General features: G+C 50.7%; 23 protein-coding genes. 2 read left to right on the top strand and 21 right to left on the bottom strand.

Going from position 1 to position 20,318, the window contains the following annotated elements; all coding sequences use genetic code 11:
- Window positions 1–98: 98 nt before the first annotated feature.
- Window positions 99–1,457 (bottom strand): MATE family efflux transporter, encoded by a 1,359-nt coding sequence (locus ACMP1L_RS03370; RefSeq protein WP_418452008.1) that lies wholly within the window; start codon window positions 1,455–1,457, stop codon window positions 99–101.
- A 139-nt stretch (window positions 1,458–1,596) separates the two neighbouring features.
- On the opposite strand from ACMP1L_RS03370, the gene ACMP1L_RS03365 reads away from it, so the two are divergent.
- Window positions 1,597–2,499 carry a LysR family transcriptional regulator gene (locus ACMP1L_RS03365; RefSeq protein ID WP_118732165.1) on the top strand — a complete coding sequence of 301 codons (903 nt, stop codon included), beginning with the start codon at window positions 1,597–1,599 and terminating at the stop codon, window positions 2,497–2,499.
- Between the two features lie 18 nt (window positions 2,500–2,517).
- Here ACMP1L_RS03365 and atpC read toward each other — a convergent pair whose 3' ends face one another.
- The 12 genes from atpC to purE all read right to left on the bottom strand — a co-directional run bounded on the left by atpC (window position 2,518) and on the right by purE (window position 12,626).
- Window positions 2,518–2,946 carry an ATP synthase F1 subunit epsilon gene (gene atpC, locus ACMP1L_RS03360; protein WP_177303450.1) on the bottom strand — a complete coding sequence of 143 codons (429 nt, stop codon included), beginning with the start codon at window positions 2,944–2,946 and terminating at the stop codon, window positions 2,518–2,520.
- Window positions 2,947–3,026: 80 nt separating this feature from the next.
- Window positions 3,027–4,433 carry a F0F1 ATP synthase subunit beta gene (gene atpD, locus ACMP1L_RS03355; RefSeq protein ID WP_418452007.1) on the bottom strand — a complete coding sequence of 469 codons (1,407 nt, stop codon included), beginning with the start codon at window positions 4,431–4,433 and terminating at the stop codon, window positions 3,027–3,029.
- A 23-nt stretch (window positions 4,434–4,456) separates the two neighbouring features.
- Window positions 4,457–5,350 (bottom strand): ATP synthase F1 subunit gamma, encoded by an 894-nt coding sequence (gene atpG / locus ACMP1L_RS03350; RefSeq protein ID WP_118534379.1) that lies wholly within the window; start codon window positions 5,348–5,350, stop codon window positions 4,457–4,459.
- The gene (gene atpA / locus ACMP1L_RS03345) at window positions 5,317–6,855 is read right to left on the bottom strand and encodes a F0F1 ATP synthase subunit alpha (RefSeq protein ID WP_118534380.1); all 1,539 of its coding nucleotides are present in this window, start codon (window positions 6,853–6,855) and stop codon (window positions 5,317–5,319) included. Before atpA ends, atpG begins: the two co-directional genes overlap by 34 nt.
- 10 nt (window positions 6,856–6,865) lie before the next feature.
- Window positions 6,866–7,378 carry an ATP synthase F1 subunit delta gene (atpH, locus tag ACMP1L_RS03340; RefSeq protein WP_418452006.1) on the bottom strand — a complete coding sequence of 171 codons (513 nt, stop codon included), beginning with the start codon at window positions 7,376–7,378 and terminating at the stop codon, window positions 6,866–6,868.
- Window positions 7,371–7,862: a F0F1 ATP synthase subunit B gene (gene atpF, locus ACMP1L_RS03335; RefSeq protein WP_118534382.1), complete on the bottom strand. Its 492-nt coding sequence runs from the start codon at window positions 7,860–7,862 to the stop codon at window positions 7,371–7,373. The genes atpH and atpF overlap by 8 nt, the downstream gene beginning before the upstream one ends.
- Before the next feature lie 33 nt (window positions 7,863–7,895).
- A complete protein-coding gene (gene atpE / locus ACMP1L_RS03330; protein ID WP_118534383.1) occupies window positions 7,896–8,120 on the bottom strand; it encodes an ATP synthase F0 subunit C in 225 nt (74 codons plus the stop codon).
- Between the two features lie 62 nt (window positions 8,121–8,182).
- Window positions 8,183–8,869 (bottom strand): F0F1 ATP synthase subunit A, encoded by a 687-nt coding sequence (locus ACMP1L_RS03325; RefSeq protein ID WP_118732160.1) that lies wholly within the window; start codon window positions 8,867–8,869, stop codon window positions 8,183–8,185.
- 256 nt (window positions 8,870–9,125) lie between these two features.
- Window positions 9,126–10,400: a phosphoribosylamine--glycine ligase gene (purD, locus tag ACMP1L_RS03320; protein ID WP_177303445.1), complete on the bottom strand. Its 1,275-nt coding sequence runs from the start codon at window positions 10,398–10,400 to the stop codon at window positions 9,126–9,128.
- Between the two features lie 64 nt (window positions 10,401–10,464).
- Complete coding sequence (purN, locus tag ACMP1L_RS03315; RefSeq protein ID WP_177303444.1) at window positions 10,465–11,061, bottom strand: phosphoribosylglycinamide formyltransferase; 597 nt, start codon at window positions 11,059–11,061, stop codon at window positions 10,465–10,467.
- Window positions 11,055–12,086, bottom strand: coding sequence for a phosphoribosylformylglycinamidine cyclo-ligase (gene purM / locus ACMP1L_RS03310; RefSeq protein WP_118534387.1), 1,032 nt, complete (start codon window positions 12,084–12,086; stop codon window positions 11,055–11,057). The genes purN and purM overlap by 7 nt, the downstream gene beginning before the upstream one ends.
- Before the next feature lie 24 nt (window positions 12,087–12,110).
- Complete coding sequence (purE, locus tag ACMP1L_RS03305) at window positions 12,111–12,626, bottom strand: 5-(carboxyamino)imidazole ribonucleotide mutase (protein ID WP_118732158.1); 516 nt, start codon at window positions 12,624–12,626, stop codon at window positions 12,111–12,113.
- Window positions 12,627–12,834: 208 nt separating this feature from the next.
- On the opposite strand from purE, the gene ACMP1L_RS03300 reads away from it, so the two are divergent.
- Entirely contained in the window at window positions 12,835–13,623 is a 789-nt protein-coding gene (locus tag ACMP1L_RS03300; protein WP_418452005.1) for a Rossmann-like domain-containing protein, read from the top strand.
- Window positions 13,624–13,643: 20 nt separating this feature from the next.
- On the opposite strand, the gene ACMP1L_RS03295 is transcribed toward ACMP1L_RS03300, so the two are convergent.
- The 8 genes from ACMP1L_RS03295 to pyrF all read right to left on the bottom strand — a co-directional run bounded on the left by ACMP1L_RS03295 (window position 13,644) and on the right by pyrF (window position 20,276).
- Window positions 13,644–15,725 (bottom strand): aminopeptidase, encoded by a 2,082-nt coding sequence (locus ACMP1L_RS03295; protein ID WP_177303443.1) that lies wholly within the window; start codon window positions 15,723–15,725, stop codon window positions 13,644–13,646.
- A gap of 14 nt (window positions 15,726–15,739) precedes the next feature.
- Window positions 15,740–16,069 carry a calcium:proton exchanger gene (locus tag ACMP1L_RS03290; protein ID WP_177303442.1) on the bottom strand — a complete coding sequence of 110 codons (330 nt, stop codon included), beginning with the start codon at window positions 16,067–16,069 and terminating at the stop codon, window positions 15,740–15,742.
- Window positions 16,066–16,530, bottom strand: a complete 465-nt coding sequence (locus ACMP1L_RS03285; protein WP_177303441.1) for a VanZ family protein — start codon at window positions 16,528–16,530, stop codon at window positions 16,066–16,068. The genes ACMP1L_RS03290 and ACMP1L_RS03285 overlap by 4 nt, the downstream gene beginning before the upstream one ends.
- Before the next feature lie 188 nt (window positions 16,531–16,718).
- Window positions 16,719–16,868 carry a hypothetical protein gene (locus tag ACMP1L_RS03280; RefSeq protein ID WP_177303440.1) on the bottom strand — a complete coding sequence of 50 codons (150 nt, stop codon included), beginning with the start codon at window positions 16,866–16,868 and terminating at the stop codon, window positions 16,719–16,721.
- A 47-nt stretch (window positions 16,869–16,915) separates the two neighbouring features.
- Window positions 16,916–17,593: an orotate phosphoribosyltransferase gene (pyrE, locus tag ACMP1L_RS03275; RefSeq protein WP_418452004.1), complete on the bottom strand. Its 678-nt coding sequence runs from the start codon at window positions 17,591–17,593 to the stop codon at window positions 16,916–16,918.
- Between the two features lie 47 nt (window positions 17,594–17,640).
- Window positions 17,641–18,543, bottom strand: a complete 903-nt coding sequence (locus ACMP1L_RS03270) for a dihydroorotate dehydrogenase (RefSeq protein ID WP_418452003.1) — start codon at window positions 18,541–18,543, stop codon at window positions 17,641–17,643.
- Complete coding sequence (locus ACMP1L_RS03265) at window positions 18,543–19,322, bottom strand: dihydroorotate dehydrogenase electron transfer subunit (RefSeq protein WP_118732153.1); 780 nt, start codon at window positions 19,320–19,322, stop codon at window positions 18,543–18,545. Before ACMP1L_RS03265 ends, ACMP1L_RS03270 begins: the two co-directional genes overlap by 1 nt.
- A 36-nt stretch (window positions 19,323–19,358) precedes the next feature.
- The gene (gene pyrF / locus ACMP1L_RS03260) at window positions 19,359–20,276 is read right to left on the bottom strand and encodes an orotidine-5'-phosphate decarboxylase (protein ID WP_177303438.1); all 918 of its coding nucleotides are present in this window, start codon (window positions 20,274–20,276) and stop codon (window positions 19,359–19,361) included.
- Between the last annotated feature and the right edge of the window lie 42 nt (window positions 20,277–20,318).

Below are 20,318 nucleotides of genomic sequence, written 5' to 3'. Positions count from 1 at the left end.
ACGTGTACGAATGCAGCGGATGTAGTCCGATGCAGGCGAACGCGTGTTGTGAGAGCAAGCAAACAACGATATGTGAAAATAGAGGAAGGCGGTCTCTTTCACTTCCGGACCTTTATTCGTTCCGTCCTATAATTGCAATTTTCTATCACCTTCCGGTAAAACAGAATCGTCAGAGCTGTTGCCGCGAACCATCCAAACGGCCATGCCATCCAGATTCCGATACTTCCAAACTTTGGTGTCAGCAAATGCGCAAACCCGATCCGCAAAATCAGGTCCGGAACCGTTGCCGCTACAAAATAGGCCATGGCCCCGGAGCCGCGGATAATACCATCTGTCATCAGCTTTATGGAAATCATAAAATACAGCGGCGATACGATCCGCAAAAATGACATTCCGGCATGGATTGCCTCTTCACTCTCCGCATTCAGGAACAATCCCATCATTCCCCGGCTGAACACAAAATACAGGATCACGAAAGGCAGCGCTGCAAATTCCGCCAGCTTTATCCCGGTTCGAAAGCCCAGGGACAGACGTGCCGGTTTTCCTGCGCCCAGATTCTGCGCCGTGTAGCTGGAAAGGCAGGAGCCAAGCGTCATGAAGGTGTTGATGGCAAAGGTATTTAACTTGATAGCTCCGGAGTACCCGGCTACTACAGCGGATCCATAGCTGTTCACGATTTCCTGCACAAACAGGTTTCCTACGCTTAACACACTCTGCTGCATAATGCTCGGCACTGCAATAGCAATGATCCGCCAGAGCAGACTTCTGTCAAACAGCGGTTGTCTCTCCAGTTCCCTGGTATATGCTGCAAGCCTGCGCCACAGCGTCAAAAATGCCAGCACAGCCGATAGGCCCTGCGCCAGGAAAGTGGCCCATGCCACACCGGCTACGCCCCACTGAAACTGTGCCACAAACAGATAATCCAGAAAAATATTTCCCAGAGAAGAACCGATCAAAAAATACAGCGGCGTTTTCGAATCACCAAGCGCGGTAAATATGCCGGTGCACACATTGTAAAACAGCAGAAAGCTCAGACCGTACACATAAACCTTCAGATACAGAACACCGTCTGCCATAATGTCTTCCGGTGTATGGATCCAGCGCATCATGGCTCCGCTGCAGAAATATCCAAATACACTGAGTACCACACTCAGCACAAGCACGGAAATAAATGCAGTCGATACCGCACGCCTGAGCCCTGCCTTATCTCCGGCTCCAAACAATCTGGAAATCACCACCGAAGCACCCAGATTCATGCCCACCGCAAAGGCCATGTAGATGATCGTAATCGGGTAGGATGCTCCCACCGCCCCAAGTGCCGATTCCCCCGCAAATTTTCCCGCGATCATGCTGTCCGCGATATTATAAAACTGCTGGAAGATCACACTGATCATCAGCGGCAGCAAAAAACGCCAGAGAATCTTATCCGGATGTTCCTTTGTCAAATCTGTGATCATTTGTATCCCTCCATCTCCTGGTTACTATTTACTTACATCATACCATACTATGCGCTCTGTTTCATTTGACATTTTGCCTTTATCCGATATAATAATTTCATTACATAACCATCGAGCGTAATCAATAAGGAGTGACATCATGGAATTACTGCAATTACGATACTTTCTGGTGGCGGCCCAGTATCAGCATATCACAAAAGCCGCCGAACATCTGCGTATCGCGCAGCCGGCTCTTTCCCAGTCAATCCACCGGCTGGAGGCAGAGCTTGGGGTTCCGCTTTTCACACGTCAGAACCGGAGCATTGAATTAAACGAAGAAGGTCGTTTTCTCCAGCAGCGGCTCATCCCCATCTTACACAGTCTGGACCTGATCCCGGAGGAACTTCAAAAGGGCAAATACCAGATGAACCACACCATCCATCTGCGCCTGCTGTCTGCTTCTTCCCTGATCACCAGCCGCATCATTGCCTACCGCAGTCTTCATCCGGAAGTAAGCTTCCAGCTCTATCAGAATCCGGATCAGGATGATAACTTTGATCTTTGCGTATCTGCACGGAGGGCTGATACTGTTTCAGAGCACAGTGCCCACAATGACTTTGCAGACGATGTCATGGTCATGCTGGAGGAGGAGCTCTACCTTGCCGTTCCAACTCATTCAGATTTTGGTCAGAAAACAACAATCCGCCTCTCTGAGACCAGAGACGCGGATTATATCTGCCTTGCCGGTTCCCGCCCTATCAGGCAGATTACCAACAGCTATTTTGAAGAGGAGGGATTTTCTCCTCATATTGTATTTGAAAGTGACACCACGGAATCGGTACGCAACCTGATCGCGGCCGGCATGGGAATCGGGTTCTGGCCCCAGCACTCCTGGGGTACCATCCCGGAAAAGCTGGCAGACTCCCCGGAACAGTTTCCGGTCCGGCTGCTTCATATTGAAGACCGCGTCTGCCGCCGCCAGATCACGCTGACCCGCTCTGAAAAAGGGCGGAACAATCCCGTTATCACGGATTTCTGTAATTTTCTTATGTGTCAGAAATAATCTGGGAACAGCTGCATTTTACAGCCCATTATAATGGCTGCCCTTCTGCTGGCTCGCTTTTAATCTGCTCAGGGCTCTCGCCATGGAGGCCCTGGACATATGGTACTCCCGGATGCTCTGCTTCTGACGGAGCTGTTCCTTTGCCCGCTCCAGTGCCTGGCGCGCCCGCACCTGATCGATGTCCTCGGGGCGCTCTGCCGTATCCACTACAACGGTCACACGGTTGTTGGCCACCTGGACAATGCCAAGTCCGACTACTGCCCGGTGCCAGTCTGTTTCCCCTGGAATGCGAAACCTAAGCTCGCCCTCCTGTGAAGCCAGAATCATCGCTTCCCGGTGCGGCAGGATGCCTACCTCTCCATCATGGGCCGGCACCACCAGTGCCTCACAGCTGCCATCATAAAATACATGGTCACTGGCTATGACCTTAAGCCAGAATGTCGACATGGCTTTTGCTCCCTTCTGTTTTGAACCGCCAGGATTCTTCCTGACGGTTTCTGTTCTGATTTCTGTTTTGGAATTTCATCTCATCCGTTTTCTGCGTTCTTTGCCATCTTATGCGCCTTCTCCACAACCTCATCAATGGTTCCGACATTGAAAAAGGCTGCTTCCGGATAGGCATCCATCTCTCCGGCAATGATGGCCTTAAAGCCGCGGACTGTTTCTTTTACCGGCACATATTTGCCCGGAATGCCGGTAAAGTTCTCAGCCACATGGAATGGCTGGGATAAGAATCTCTGAATTTTTCTGGCACGGCTTACTGTCAGCTTATCCTCATCCGAGAGCTCCTCCATACCCAGAATTGCGATGATATCCTGCAGCTCTTTGTATTTCTGAAGCATCTCCTTGACCTGGTTTGCTACCTGATAATGCTCTTTTCCTACAACATCCTCCTCCAGGATACGGGAAGAAGATTCCAGCGGATCCACGGCCGGATAGATACCCTGCTCCACAATCTTTCGGGAGAGTACCGTGGTGGCATCCAGATGCGCAAAGGTCGTTGCCGGAGCCGGATCCGTCAGATCATCGGCCGGTACATATACGGCCTGGACGGAAGTAACGGAACCATTTTTCGTGGAAGCGATCCGCTCCTGCAATTCGCCCAGATCAGTAGCCAGTGTCGGCTGGTATCCTACTGCGGACGGCATACGTCCAAGCAGTGCCGATACCTCGGAACCGGCCTGGATAAAACGGAAAATGTTATCAATGAACAGCAGTACATTCTGGTGCTCCACATCACGGAAATACTCTGCCATGGTAAGTCCGGTCTCAGCTACCCTCATTCTGGCACCCGGGGACTCATTCATCTGGCCGAATACCAGCGCGGTCTTTTTTAATACGCCAGATTCTCCCATCTCCGTCCACAGATCGTTTCCTTCACGGGAACGCTCACCGACACCGGTGAAAATGGAATAACCGCCATGCTCCGTTGCAATGTTGGTGATCAGCTCCTGGATCAGCACCGTCTTTCCGACACCGGCACCGCCAAACAGACCAATCTTACCGCCCTTGGCGTAGGGTGCCAGAAGATCAATGACCTTGATGCCGGTCTCCAGCATCTCCGCCACCGGACTCTGGTCCTCAAAAGAAGGCGGATCCCGGTGGATCACCCATTTCTGTTCTCCTTCCAGGCTTTCACCTCCATCAATGGTCTCGCCTAATACGTTAAACAGTCTTCCCAGTGTTTTCTCTCCCACCGGTACCTGAATACCGCTTCCGGTAGCCTCCACTTCCATATCACGGTGAAGTCCCTCGCTGGCGGAAAGCATCACACACCGGACCACATCTCCGCCGATGTGCTGGGCTACCTCCATCACGCAGCGCTTTCCCTGATTCTCTACGACCAGCGCATCCTGAATATGCGGAAGGTTTCCATCTTCAAAGGCCACATCTACCACAGGCCCCATGACCTGTATGATCTTTCCCTTGCTCATGACTTTCTCCTTATCTTATCCTGTTATCTCTTTTTCTTTCTCTGTGCCCTGGCACCTCCCACTACCTCGGTAATCTCCTGGGTAATGGCCGCCTGGCGCAGACGGTTATATTCCATAGACAGCTCTGAAAGCAGGGCCGCAGCATTGTCGCTTGCGGACTGCATTGCCATCATTCGTTCATTCTGTTCGCTGCAGAAGGACTCCACCAGCGCACCGAATATAAAACCTGTCACATAGTTCGGTACCACATGATCCATAACCGCCTCCGGTGAAGGTACCATGCGGATTTCCTCCTGATGAATGTCTGCCGGAATGGAAATGCCGCTGAAATTCTCTCTTTTTAACGGAAGAAGCTGTTCCATTCTGGTCTCCGTTTTCATACTGTTGATCATCTGGGTATACAGAATCCAGACCTCATCGACCCGGCCTTCCATGAAATCCTCAATCAGTGTGGACGCGATACAGCGTGCCCGGTGCATGGTCGGATTCTGGACCGTATAATGAAACTGCTCCTCAATCGGCAGCTGCCTGGATTCAAAATAAGCACGTCCAAGCTCACCCACCACATACAGGCGGTTGTTTTTCCCGGCTTCCATCCATTCCTGAGCCTGCTTTAACACATTATGGTTATAAGAACCGGCCAGGCCCTTATCTCCGGTTATGACCAGAAGACCGCGCACCCGCTTTTCCTTCGGAATTGTCTCCCGCGTGTCAAAATACGCATGCCGGGTATCCGGCATATGACGCAGGATCCTGTGGATCAGGCTCTGAAGTGTGTAAAAGTACGGCTCCGTATCTGCCAGAAGCTTTTTGCTCTTCTTCATCTTGGTGGAAGAGATCAGATACATGGCACTGGTGATCTTCCTGGTATCCTGAATACTCTTTATTCGGCTCTGGATCTCTCTTGCGTTTGCCATACTGCCTCCTTGAACTCTTTCGCAGCTGCAGTGATTTGCCCTGCAAGCTCATCACTCAAAGCCTTTTTCTCTTCCAGCTCTTTCCCGACCTCCGGATGATGGTTTGCAAACCATTCCAGCATGCTCATCTGAAACTCCTTGATCCGTTCTACAGCTACATCCAGCATCACGCGGTGGGTTGCCGCACAGAGGGTGATGACCTGCTCCTGCATAGACAGCGGACGTCCGAGTGGCTGCCTGAGCAGCTCCATCAGACGCTTTCCATAAGCCAGCTGTTCCTTGGTAGTTTCATCCAGATCTGAACTGAACTGGGTAAAGACCTCCATCTCACGGTACTGAGCCAGGTCAATACGGATACTTCCGCTGGCCTTCTTCATAGCCTTAGTCTGGGCCGCACCGCCCACACGGGATACAGACAATCCTACATTGACTGCCGGACGCTGACCGGAGAAGAACAGGTCACTTTCCAAAAAGATCTGTCCATCCGTGATGGAAATGACATTGGTCGGAATATACGCAGATACATCCCCCGCCTGTGTCTCAATGATCGGAAGCGCCGTAATGGAACCGCCGCCCAGTGCATCGCTTAAGCGACTGGACCGCTCCAGCAGTCTGGAGTGCAGATAAAACACATCACCCGGATATGCCTCACGTCCCGGAGAACGCTCCAGCAGCAGAGACAATGCACGGTAAGCAACTGCATGCTTGGACAGATCATCATAGACGATCAGCACATCTCTGCCCTGACGCATGAAAAACTCCGCCATGGCCGTACCTGCATACGGAGCAATATACTGAAGCGGTGCCGGATCACTGGCAGTAGACGCCATCACAATGGTGTAGTCCATGGCATCGTGTGTCTTTAAGGTATTGACCAGCTTGGCAATCGTGGAAGCCTTCTGGCCAATGGCCACATAGATGCAGATCACGCCCTTGCCCTTCTGGTTTAACATGGTGTCTACGGCAATGGACGTCTTACCGGTCTGACGGTCACCGATGATCAGCTCTCGCTGTCCGCGTCCGATCGGGAACATGGAATCAATCGCCAGAATACCGGTCTCCATCGGCTCGCTGACGGATTTGCGGTCTACAATACCGGGCGCTTCAGCCTCAACCGGAAGCCAGTCCTCCTCTTTCGCCGGTCCCAGACCATCGATCGGCTCACCCAGGGCATTGACCACACGCCCTAAAAACGCGTTTCCGACCGGAACACCGGCCCTCTTCTTCGTCCGGGTCACCCGGCTTCCCTCTACGATCTCCGTATCCTTTCCAAACAGGATGCAGCCGATCTCATTTTTCCGGATATCCTGTACCATGCCTTTTACGCCGCACTCGAATATCACGATTTCCCCGTACATGGCATGGTCGATGCCATAGACAATGGCAATGCCATCACCCACCCAGATGACGGTTCCGGTTTCCCGGATTTCCCCTGCGTGAGCGTCAAAATCTGCAATCTCTCCCTTTATGATGGAGATGATCTCCTGAGAACTGATTGTACTCATCTTCTGTCTCCTATCTATTTCCTTCGAACATCCGTCTGAGCTGTCCGCTCAGACTGTAGTCATATTCCACATCACCGGTCTGCAGCACAAAACCGCCGATCAGCTCTGGAGCCTCCTGCATGGACAGCTCCACGCTGTTCTTTCCGTATGTTTTGCACAGAAGCTCCTTCATGGCCTTGACTTCTGCCGCATCCGGTTCTGTCACATAGCGAAGCTTCGCGGAAAGAATCCCTGCCGCCTCGCGGCTCTTTTCATCCCGGATCCGGACCATACTCTCCATCTGGTCTATGCATCCGGCCTCACAGACTTTCTTTAGAAAATTCCGCATGATCCGGGAAAAGTCCGGGTTCTCAAACACCCGGTCAATGATGGTTTCCTTCCTGCTCTGCCGGATCACCGGACTTTCCAGAACCTGCGCAAGCTGCGGATTTTCCCTCAGAATGCATTCACACGTCCGGATCATAGTCTCCGGAAGCTTCAGCTCATACAACACGGTGCCGTAAAGTCTTGCCTGTTCAGTCATACTTTTCCCCCGTATCTGCCAGAAATGCAGCAAACCGTTTCCGGTCCGCTTCCTGGCCGCTGTTTTCCTTCAAAAGCTTCTCAGTCGCAGTCGCAGCCAGCTCCTTCGTCAGGCCCTGAAGCTCTCTTAACGTCTTTTCGCGCTCCAGACCGATCATCCGGTCAGCCTGCTCCAGTTTCTTTGCCGCATCGTCATCCGCCTGCCTCAGGATCTTTTCATATTCTGTTCTGCCCATCTTCTTCGCATCTTCCAGAATCCGGCCGGCCTGATCCTCTGCTTCCCGCAGGGAGCCTTCATACTGCTCTTTCAGCCGGATGGCCTCCTGCTTTTCACTTGCGGCATCATTTAAATCTGTTTCCACCTGTGCCTGCCGCTTTTCCATGATCTCCATCAACGGCTTCATAAGGAAATGTTTCAGGAACAGATACAGCACCAGAAGGTTGATGACCGTAAAGGCAATATTCCAAAAATTTATGTTTAACATAGTACCTGCCCTTCTCTGCTTCCGAATTTTTGATTATTTCAGGAAGAGAATGATCAGAAGGCCGATTACAAAGCCGTAAATTGCGGTAGCCTCTGCCAGCGCACAGCCAAGAAGAAGCGCCTTGGTGATCTTGCCGTCTGCCTCCGGCTGTCTTGCGATAGCGTCTACAGCCTTAGAGGTTGCAAGGCCGATTCCGATTCCTGCTCCGACACCTGTGATAACTGCTGCTGCTGCACCGATTGCGATTAATCCTGACATAATTCATTTCTCCTTTTCTCTCTCGTTTTAACCTTTTTACCAGCGGCCCGTTGCTTTTATGCTTATTCGACCGCCTCTTTTATATATAATGATGTGAGGAACACAAAGACGTAAGCCTGGATCACTCCATCAAATATATCGAAATATCCGCTGAACGGAAGCGGAACTACCACCGGAAGCAGATACTTGATCAGCGCCATGACAACAACGGCACCAAGCACGTTTCCGAACAACCGCATGCAAAGGGAAAGCGGCCGGATAAACAGCTCCAGTACATTGATCGGCGCAATGATCGGAATCGGCTCCGCAAAGCTTTTGAGCCATCCTTTTATGCCCCGTTTCCGGATTCCCGCTGCCTCCACCAGCACAATGCTCATCACTGCAAGGGAAGCCGTCACATTCAGATCCTTCGTCGGCGATTTGAAGCCCAGAAGCCCGATCATGTTCGCGATCGCAATATAAAGCATTACCGTGATCAGATACGGAATATACGCTTTTCCGTCTTCGCCGAGAAGATCCCCAAAGAAACGGTAGAGAAACGTAAAACCGCTTTCCAGAGCTGCCTGCTTCTTCCCGATGTTTCTCATCTTCAGGCCTTTCACCAGGATCAGCGAACCGATCATCATGATGGCCATAATGATCCAGGTAACCACCACTGATTCCAGCACCGGAATACCGCCAAACAAAGGAATGGTAAATACCGTGTTGCAGTTTAATTCCTCCATCAGGGATTCCACCAGCTTATCCATATACTCACACTCCTTTCTCTTTTGCTCTGTCCGTAATTATAAGCATCTATTTTTTTCTTATCAATTTTTATTTTCTTATCATCACATAACATTCACGTTATTAACTGAAATTTTGCACAATTTTCACATCCGCATGATGCAATATTGGGGATTTTTTCAAAAGATGTTTTGATTTCGTCAAAAAAACAGAAGCTGTATTTTCGCTCATTTTGAAAATACAGCTTCTGTTTTTCTATTTTTTGGTAATGTTTATCCCTTATGCTTCATCAATCGCGTGTCCGATATCATGGCGCATATATTTATTATCGAAATCAATCCACTCTGTCGCTTTATATGCATTGGCGCGGGCTTCTTTCAAGTTGGTGCCGGTTGCGGTCACGCCCAGCACGCGGCCGCCGTTTGTCACCACGCGGCCCTGCTCATCGAATTTGCTGCCTGCATGGAAGACATAGTAGCCATCCCTGTCTTTGAAGTTCTCCAGGCCACGGATCTCAAAGCCCTTCTCGTAATGCTCCGGATAGCCAGCGGATGCCAGAACAACACAGACTGCAGCGTTGTCCTCAAACTCCAGATCGATCTGATCCAGGGTACCGTCGATACAGGCCTCGAACAGATCCACCAGATCGTTCTTCATGCGCGGAAGCACAACCTGGGTCTCCGGGTCACCGAATCTTGCATTGTATTCCAGCACCTTCGGACCGTCTGCAGTCAGCATCAGACCAAAGAAGATGATGCCCTTGAACTCTCTTCCCTCTGTCTTCATGGCATCTACCGTCTTCTGGTAAATGTGTTCCCTGCAGAATGCATCCACCTGTGGAGTATAGAACGGACTTGGGGAGAAGGTTCCCATACCGCCGGTGTTCAGTCCCTGGTCGCCGTCCTTCGCGCGCTTGTGATCCTGGGCAGAGGTCATGATCTTGATGGTCTTTCCGTCTACGAAGGATAACACGGAAACTTCACGTCCGGTCATGAATTCCTCGATGACGATCTCATCCCCGGCAGAACCGAACTGCTTGTCCATCATCAGGGTCTTGACGCCTGCTTTTGCCTCTTCCAGATCCTTGCAGATCAGAACGCCCTTGCCCAGTGCCAGACCGTCTGCCTTTAATACGATCGGCATCTTTGCGGTTTCCAGATAAGCCAGTGCCTTTTCCGGGTCGTTGAAGGTCTCATATGCTGCGGTCGGAATGCCGTATTTTTTCATCAGGTCTTTAGAAAATGCCTTGGAACCCTCCAGAATTGCCGCGTTGGCTCTCGGACCAAAAGCACGCAGGCCTGCTGCCTCAAAGGCATCCACAGCGCCTGCTGCCAGCGGATCATCCGGCGCTACAACGGTTAAGTCGATCTCATGCTCTTTTGCGAATGCCACCAGTTTGTCAAATTCCATTACACCAATGTTTACACACTCTGCCACCTCTGCAATACCGGCATTGCCTGGTGCGCAGTACATTTTTTCCACCTTCGGACTCTTTGCCAGCTTCCATGCGATAGCGTGTTCTCTTCCGCCGCCGCCCACGATCAAAATTTTCATCTGCGTATTCCTCCTCACACCACAGACAGACCGGTATCTCGCCGGTCTGCCGTTATCGTTCTTTTTATTTTATCTTTTCATTCGCGATCAGGTCAATGGCCTGCGGAAGCAGCTTCCACTCTGCCTGCTCCATTACTCTGCGCTGCAGTGTCTCCGGAGTATCACCATCCTGTACTTCTACTGCTTTCTGCAGAAGGATAGGGCCGGTATCCATGCCACTGTCCACAAAATGAACCGTCGCGCCGGTTACCTTCACGCCGCGTGCCAATGCTGCCTCATGCACCTTCAGTCCATAATAACCCACGCCGCAGAAGGACGGGATCAGGGACGGATGGATATTGATGATCTTATGCTCATATTTCTCAATCATAGCTGCAGGGATCTTTACCAGAAAACCAGCCAGCACGATGAGATCTAAATGATATTCATCCACCTTTGCCAGAAATGCCTCGTTGAACGCATCGCGGCTCTCATAATCCTTCGGGGAAATGCACAGTGCCTCTACACCATGTTTTTTTGCCCGCTCCAGGGCATATGCGCCCGGATTGTTACTGATCACCACCGCAATTTCGGCATTGGTGATCTCGCCCGCATCTACCGCATCCAGAATTGCCTGCAGGTTGGTGCCGCCACCGGACACCATCACACCGACTCTTAACATAAGGTCACTCCCTTTTCCCCTGCCTCAATAGAACCGATCACATACGGCACATCGCCGGTAGCCTTAATCGCTTCCATGGTTTTTTCCACATCAGCCGGGTCCACGGCCACGATCATGCCAAGACCCATGTTAAAGGTATTGTACATCATCTCTTCTGCAATGTCGCCTTTCTCTGCCAGCATTTTGAAGATAGCCGGTACCTCATAGCTGTCCTTTTTGATCACTGCGCGGGTGCCTTCCTTTAACATACGCGGAACATTCTCATAGAAGCCGCCGCCGGTGATATGGCTGCATGCCTTCACGGTCACACCTGCGTTCTTGATACTCTTTAATGCCTTCACATAAATGCGGGTCGGAGCCAGAAGCGCCTCTCCCAGGGTCTTGCCCAGAGCGTCATAATAGGTATCCAGACCTTCTCTGGTCAGCTCTTTTTCAAATACCTTGCGCACCAGGGAAAATCCGTTGGAATGTACACCGGTGGAAGCCATGCCAATGAGTACATCGCCAGCCTGTAAATGCTCTCCGGTGATCATCTCTTTTTTATCGCAGACACCTACCGCAAATCCAGCCAGGTCGTAATCTTCCTCCGGCATCAGGCCCGGGTGCTCTGCAGTCTCTCCGCCAATGAGAGCAGCCTCAGACTGAAGGCAGCCTTCCGCAACGCCCTTTACGATATCCGCGATCTTCTCCGGATAGTTCTTGCCGCAGGCGATGTAATCCAGGAAGAATAACGGCTCGCCGCCTGCGCAGGCAATGTCGTTCACGCACATAGCAACGGCATCAATACCGATGGTGTCATGCTTATCCATGATGATGGCCAGCTTTACCTTCGTGCCGCAGCCATCGGTACCGGATAAAAGAACCGGCTCCTCCATGTTTTTGATCTTTGCCAGGGAGAACGCGCCGGAAAAACCGCCCAGTCCGCCTAACACTTCCTCACGCATGGTCTTTTTTACATGTTCCTTCATCAGTTCTACTGACTTGTATCCTGCCTCAATGTCTACTCCGGCTTTCTTGTAATCCATCTTTTTTTCCTCCGTGTATCAATCTTATTTCATCTGGGATAAATACTCTTTGTATCCGATGCTTTCCAGCTTGTCTGCCTTCTTCACCACATCATTTTTCATTTCTTCACTGTAGCTTTTCAGCTTTGCAAGCAGCTTTGCGTCTGAAGTTGCAAGGATCTTGGCTGCCAGAATGCCGGCATTGGCACCGCCGTTGATGGCTACCGTTGCAACCGGAATTCCGGACGGCATCTGCACGATGGAATAGAGAGAATCCACACCGCCCAGGTCAGAGGTCTTCATAGGAATGCCTACAACCGGCATCGGAAACAGCGCTGCGCACATTCCCGGCAGGTGTGCTGCCTTTCCGGCGCCTGCAATGATCACCTTGATTTCCTTTTCCTCTGCGCTCTTCGCCCACTCAAAAAAGATATCCGGCTCGCGGTGCGCGGAAATGATTGTCATCTCATAATCGATTCCGAATTTATCCAGAATCTCTGCTGCCTTTGCCATAACCGGCATGTCTGAATCACTGCCCATTACAATTCCTACTTTTGCCATTGTAAGATCTCCTTTATTTATCACTTTCTCTAATAAGTGCCACACGTATTAAAGCTGTTACTTATGAATATGATACTCGATTTTGTAAATGACGTCAATACGGAAATTTACCATAAAACAATCCTTATAAAAGCTGCTGCTTTGGTTGACTTTTTTCGGAAAATACGTTATTCTCGAATAGAAATAACGCTTGAGGGGGGATTTACAAATGATGAAAAGAAATCTTATGACAACACACATCTGCAGCAGTCAGACTGCATTTTATCACGAATTACAACAGCGCTTTCTTGCACTCTTACAGGAGCACAGCCTGCTGGGCGAGCAGGTATCACTATCCGCAAAAATGCTGAGTCCCGAGGAGGCAATCGGCATTCCGAAACGAAAAGATTTTCCGATCCTTTCAGGAAAGGATATCATGGTGCAGGCAGAATGTGCAGGCTGCCTCGGGCAGGCCTTTACAGACGCTCCGGCCGTATTTCACGGAACGCTGGAAGAGATCTGTGCACTGGATCTGATTCACAGCTCTCACAACCGCGGGATCTTTATCGCATCACTGAATGCAGTGATGAAGCATCTCGGCCTTGTGGAATGTACCGTACACTGTAAAAACGACACGCCGGAACTGTGTGCAGACGATGCACTACATTACATCAGGAGCCATTACGGGAATCCGAAGATTGCTCTGATCGGTTACCAGCCGGCGCTTCTTGAGCATCTGTCTGCTGCATTCCGGCTGCGCGCAGTCGACCTGAATCCGGAGCATATCGGTCAGACGCGCCATGAGATCCTGATCGAGGATGGAAACAGCGATGCCGTGCAGCAGGAGCTTTGTTCCTGGGCAGATCTGATCCTCTGCACCGGAAGCACAGTCTGTAACGGAACCATCATAAACTATCTGCCGCTACGGTCAAAAATCCTGTTTTACGGAACTTCCCTGGCCGGTGCGGCAAAGCTTATGGATCTGCCGCGTCTCTGCTTTGCAGACCGTTATCAGTAACCGGAGGCGTACACTACAGATCAGCCCTCCAGCTCTTCATTCAGTTTTTCTGTCCCCGCAGCCACAAACCGTCCGCTTTGGATCAGCGGAAGCTTCCGTCCGTCGCTGCACACTGCCGTGATATCGCCAAGCTCCGAATACGGAATGGTAATATCGGTGTGGCACCCGAAGTATGCCTTAGACACATCCTCTTTTCTTAAGAGAGAAATCTCATTATCTCTTGCAATGATTTCCTTACCATCCGGATTGTATACGGCAGAGTCTTCACTCCAGCTGTAGCAGGTATCTCCTACCGCAAAATGCGGACCGGTCTTCTCTGCAATCAGAATTGGGAATTTGTCCATGATGCCATACTTCTGTGCCACTGCGTAAGCCGTGGTATTGGTACCGATGGCAAATTCGCCCATAGGCAGGGTGTCATGGTTTTTTAAGATCTGCTGACGGATCAGCTTCCGTCCTTCCTCCGGATCTGCGAAATTATCACAGGAATAATCTGTGACCCTGCCATCCTTAAATTCCATGCGGAAGTTTTTAAACTGGAAATCTCCGATGTAAACCTGGCGCACATGGAGCAGGCCCTCGGTTCCGGCAAGCACCGGTGAAGTAAATACCTCTCCCACCGGAATATTCACATCTGCCACGCAGTTCTCAAAGTTTGTCTGCTTTTCCGGATCCGTCAGCGTATGCAGGAAAATCTTCATCTGTGTTTCATTGCCTGCCGCTGCGTTTCCGGTTACTGTCACATATTCTGCCTGATCCAGCACATCTACCAGATTCTGCTGGATTTTTTTGTACTCCTCATAATCCAGCGTATTGATACGGATGGTCTCGTGGAAGATTTCCGCAAAATCTCTGCCGATGGCCGGTACCGGGAAGGCAATGATGGTAAAGCTGGTCTCATCTCCGGGAATATACTGATTCACTACCGGCATGGCCTCGTTGGAATAGGCAATCTGCAGCTCCTCCTGCTTTTCGCTTAAGGAGTAAGCCTCCGGCTTGTTCAGCGGCTCAAAACCATCCTCGCCAAAGGTCTCCACCACTGCCGGTCCGGCATATTCTGCCGCCTGCTTCTTGCAGTTCTCGTAAGCGGTACGAAGCACAGCCAGTTTGCGCTCCTTGAATGCCTTATCCAGATAGATGGCCTGATCATAGCGGTGGTCGTAATCAAACTGCATATTGGCAGAAGTTCCGTGATAGCCAATCCTGCGGTTCGGACTCATAGTCACAGACCAGACCGCCGCGCGGTACAGGATCACCTCCAGTCCCATCTCCTCAAACTGACGGATGGCAGAGCGGATCATGCGCTCAAAGCCAAGCTCATAGCGGATGGACACCGTCTTTTTCTTTGAGAGATCGCGCCCCATCGTCTCAAACCCCTTACGGTAGCCTTCTGTATAGGTAGAAGCCATTTTCTCAATGGTTTCCTCCGGCAAGGAATTTAAGTAGGTAGCAATCTGTAACTCCGATTCGGAAATATACTCGCCAAACCGGTACAGATAACGCAGATCATTCAGATCAGACTCCTGAATGATATCCTTTGCAAAGCTTAATCCCGGATCGAGCTGCTCCCGGATACGGTAAGTCAGGGTCACATCGGTATAGTCGCTGAAGAACCAGTACAGCACATCCCGTACCGCGCGCGCCTGCGGCTCACCGTCCTCAAACATGTTGTAAATCTCGATCAGTGTTTCACACAGAATCGTAATATCGGTCAGCCTGCACTCGTACGCAAAGACAATTGCTGCCCGAAACTGTGCGTAAAAAGCAGAAAGCAGCGGACCAAGCTCTGCTCCCAGCATCCGCACCGCGTACGCCGGATCGGCATAGCTTTCTGCGTAATGCCCCGGCAGAATGTCTGCATAGAGATTGTGGTTTAACTGTTTCAGTTCTTCGAGGGTAAGTGCATCCAGATCCTCTCGCAGCTGTATTCTTGCCAGTTCCTCGATCTGGGAAGTAAATGCTGCCATCTGGTTAAAATAGCTGCGGTACGGCTCACCTACCCGCTCCTCGGACGGAATCTCCATGATCCGCTCTATGGCCAGATCATAGCGCTCCCTGATATTTGTATTTTCCTCATTCCATAATTCCTGATATTTCACCATATGTTATCACCTCTTTAAAACACACTCAGCACTCCAATCACCAGCATGCCCAGCCAGCAGAACAGTAAAATCCCGCTCACGATCGTCCCTGCACGCGCAAGAATGTAATTGACTTCCTTCATTTTCAGCGTTTTCACACCACAGATCACGGACTCCACAGAAAAAAGCAGGCTGGTCAGAGCCCAGGCTGCCACATCCGGTCCGCCGTTTCCCTGGTTCACAATACTTTTTCCCAGACTGAAGCCAAAACATACAAGCCCTACTGCAGCAAATCCCAGGCAGAAAAAGCTCTGCTTCGGCATCGGCTTACGAATATAGGATATGCGTTTTTTCTTATTTTTCATTTGCGTTTTCTCCTTCTGATCCGAACTTTCTGTACCATCCGGTGGGTGCAAAATCCCAGCATGCCGCCCAATGTATTCAAAAACAGGTCATCCACATCAAAGCTTCCCACCCGGAAGACCAACTGGGTCGTCTCAATGCACAGGCTCAGGCAGAAGCTGAACAAAAAGGTGTTATAAAACTTTTTACTCCTGCGACTGATGATCGGCAGAAAGAACCCGCACGGCATGAAGCCGACAACATTACCAACAATATTTAAAAGGAATGCTTCCACTCCCAGTTGTTTTCGATATTTATAAAAACGCCGTATTTCTTTGAACAGTTCCAGATTGTACGAGTACTCCCGCAGATCCGGATTGCGTCCAAAGGATTCCGCAAAAAACATAAAATAAACCAGCAAGGTCAGATAAGCAATAAAAAGCACCCAGCCCAGCTTCTGATTCCTGGTCGTATTTCTGATCATACTTTCCGACAAAACTCCTTTTTCCTCTAAGATGCTAATTAAGATCAAATCCGGCCCGCAACAACTCTGTTGCAAGCAAAGAGGCAGTCTCCGCCCGAAATTGTTGCAGAAACTGCCGCCCCCTGTATCTTTTCGTAATCCGTTTGCTCAGAGTGCCCGCAGTGCAGGCACTCTTTCGCTTTTTCAGTCTAAAATGTAATCTCACCCTTGCGCTTTAACAGCAGTCCGCCGCAGACAATGGACATAATCCCCACGGTCACACCGGTCACCAGAATGATGACACCAACTGCGATGCTGCACGCGCCGGTGCGCTGCATGGTTTTATAAACTTTTTCCATAAAGCTCTCCTTACTCTGCTGTGATACAGCACTGCAAAACCTGCTGATTACTTCTCTGCGCCATACTGCTCATAGTATGCGTCAATGGCTGCCTTTAAGGTATCATCGATGATGACTTTTCCTTTGTAAGGTTTGTTGTAAAGATGCTCTACGACATCTGCCATGGTTACGATGGCTGTGGTATGGAATCCGTATTTCTCCTCAATTTCCTTCAGTGCGGATTTGGTTCCCTTTCCGTGCTCCATACGGTCTACGGAAACAACCAGACCAAGCACGTTTACATCGCCCTGTGCTTTGATGATCGGCAGGGTCTCCTCGATAGAGGTGCCGGCTGTGGTTACATCCTCGATGATGACTACTTTATCTCCATCCTTGATCGGGCTGCCCAGCAAGATGCCCTTGTCTCCGTGATCTTTTACTTCCTTACGGTTAGAGCAGTAACGGATATCTGCGTCGTACAGCTCGCTGATGGACATGGTTGCTGCAACGGTTAACGGAATGCCCTTGTAAGCCGGTCCGAACAGTACATTGAAATCTGTGCCGAAGGTCTCTTTGATGGCACGCGCATAATACTGGCCGAGGCGGCGCAGCTGCGCGCCGGTGCGGTAGAAGCCGGTGTTTACGAAGAACGGGGTCTTACGACCGGATTTGGTTACAAAATCACCAAATTTCAGTACTTCGCAGTCAATCATAAATTCAATAAATTCTTTCTTGTAATCTTCCATGATTTCTCCTTCCAGGTCTGTCACTTACGGCAGAACCGTTCCCACATTTATTTTACACATCCGATCAGTTCGCGGATATCCTCTACCTTCTGCTTCTTCATGAAGTTTTCAATACCCTCCGTGATCTCCACGGTCGCATAAGGGTTGTAGAAGTTGGCGGTACCTACGGAAACCGCGGTTGCACCTGCCATGATAAACTCCAGCGCATCCTCTGCAGTCGCAATGCCGCCCATACCGATGATCGGAAGGCTCACAGCATTCGCCACCTGGTAAACCATACGGACAGCCACCGGCTTTACAGCCGGGCCGGACATGCCGCCGGTCTTATTGGCAATGGCAAAGGCCCTGCGGTTGATGTCGATCTTCATGCCGGTCAGGGTGTTGATGAGGGACAGTACATCCGCACCGCCTGCCTCCGCTGCCTTGGCCATAACGGTGATATCCGTTACGTTCGGGCTCAGCTTCATGATGACCGGCTGCTTTGCGTGCTTCTTTACTTCCCGGGTGATAGCCTCAACCGCTTTCGGATCCTGGCCAAAGGCAATGCCTCCTTCCTTGACGTTCGGACAGGAGATATTGATCTCTAACAGATCCACCGGCTCATCCGCCAGACGCTCCACCACTTCAATATAATCTTCCGTTGTCTTGCCGCAGACGTTCACGATGATCTTTGTGTCATACTGCTTTAAAAACGGGATATCTCGCTTTGCAAAGACATCAATGCCAGGGTTCTGCAGGCCGATGGCATTTAACATTCCACCGTATACTTCCGCGATACGCGGGGTCGGATTACCCGGCCACGGTACATTGGCCACACCCTTGGTCACAACTGCGCCAAGGCGGTTTAAATCTACAAACTCACTGTACTCGGCACCACTTCCGAAGGTTCCGGAGGCTGTCATGACCGGATTTTTTAATTCAACACCGGCAAGGTTCACTTTTGTGTTCATTACAGCTCCACCTCCTCTGCAGCAAAAACAGGGCCATCCTTGCAGATACGCTTATTGTGCACATGAGAATGCTCGTCAATGTCTTTGGACTTGCAGACACAGGCCAGGCACGCGCCGATTCCGCAGGCCATCTTTTCTTCCAGGGAAAGCCAGCACTCCATGCCGTGCTCAGCCGCATAAGCCTTTAAAGCACGCAGCATCGGGGTTGGTCCGCAGGCATAAATGATCTCGGCATCCAGTCCGTTTTCCCTGATGGCATCAATGACGTTGCCCTTCGTTCCGGCACTGCCGTCCTCGGTTGCTGCATACACCCTGCCGTACTGCTCAAATTCATCGTTTAAGAATAAAACATCACGGTAGCCCAGAACCATCTGTTTCTCACAGTTTAAGTTCTTTGCCAGTTCCAGCATCGGCGGGATACCAATACCGCCGCCGATAAGAAAAGCTTTCTTTTCCTTTAACGGGAAGCCGTTTCCGAGCGGTCCCATGATCTCGATATCATCTCCGGCCTGGTATGCGGAAAACTCTTTTGTTCCTGCACCCACCACACGGTATACGATGCGCAGTCTTCCCTGCTCTTTGTCTATCTCGCAAAGACTGATCGGGCGCGGAAGCACCTTGCTTTTGTCCTTCGTATATACAGAAATAAACTGCCCAGGCTTTGCAGCCTTCGCAATCTCATCTGCCTGGATCCACATGCTGCAGATATCGTCTGTCAAAGCTTCCTGGCTGACCACCTTTGCCGTAAGCTTTACCTTTTCCTTCTGAATCGTTTCCATACTCTTTCTTCTCTCTTTTCTGTTCTCTCTGCTCCCTTACAGTACGCTGTTGATATCAGCTACCATGTCGATGACAGCCTGTCTGGATGCCTCTGCGAAATGCTCTGCACCAAACTTTGCGTACTTCTCCTGGCGGTATGCCGCAATGATACCGCGGGAAGAGTTTACGACTGCGCCGAGTCCGTCCTCATTGAAGCAGTTCTTTAAGTCTTTTGCGGTGCCTCCCTGTGCGCCGTAGCCCGGTACCAGGAAGTAGGTCTTCGGCATGAGCTTTCTCAATACCGCACTCATCTCCGGATAGGTTGCACCAACCACTGCGCCTACATTGCTGTACGCGCCGTCCATGGAAGCCTCGCCCCACTCAACGACCTTGGCTGCTACATGCTCGTAAAGCGGTTTGCCGTCGATCAGTCTGTCCTGGAACTCTCCGCTGGACGGGTTTGAGGTCTTGACCAGCACGAAAATACCCTTGTCCTCTGCGTTGCAGACATCTACGAACGGCTTCACGCCATCGGTTCCCAGATACGGGTTTACGGTCAGGAAATCCGTATTGAATGCAGAGCAGATACTGTTTCCAACTTTTACCTTACCCAAATGCGCAGTTGCGTATGCGGCAGAGGTAGAGCCGATGTCGCCGCGCTTTGCATCGCCGATCACTACAAGTCCCTTCTCCTGGCAGTATTTCACAGTCTTGTCATACGCCTTCAGTCCCTCGATACCGAACTGCTCATACATGGCGATCTGCGGCTTCACGGACGGAATCAGATCCCAGGTGTGATCCACGATCTCCTTGTTGAAATTCCAGATGGCATCTGCCGCGCCCTCTAAGGTCTCTCCGAACTCTCCGAAGGACTTCTTTAAAATGTGCTCCGGGATATAATTTAACATTGGGTCCAATCCTACACAGATCGGTGCCTTTGTCTTCTGAATTTTCTCAATCAGTTTTTGAATCATGGATGGCTTCCTCCTTAAGTGTATGCGTAGCGCAATAATCTT

The sequence above is a fragment of the Ventrimonas sp. genome, from assembly GCF_048380235.1.
Lineage (GTDB): Bacteria > Bacillota > Clostridia > Lachnospirales > Lachnospiraceae > Brotaphodocola.
The sequence above is the reverse complement of the archived record's forward strand: the minus strand, read 5'-3'. Positions and strand labels throughout refer to the sequence as shown.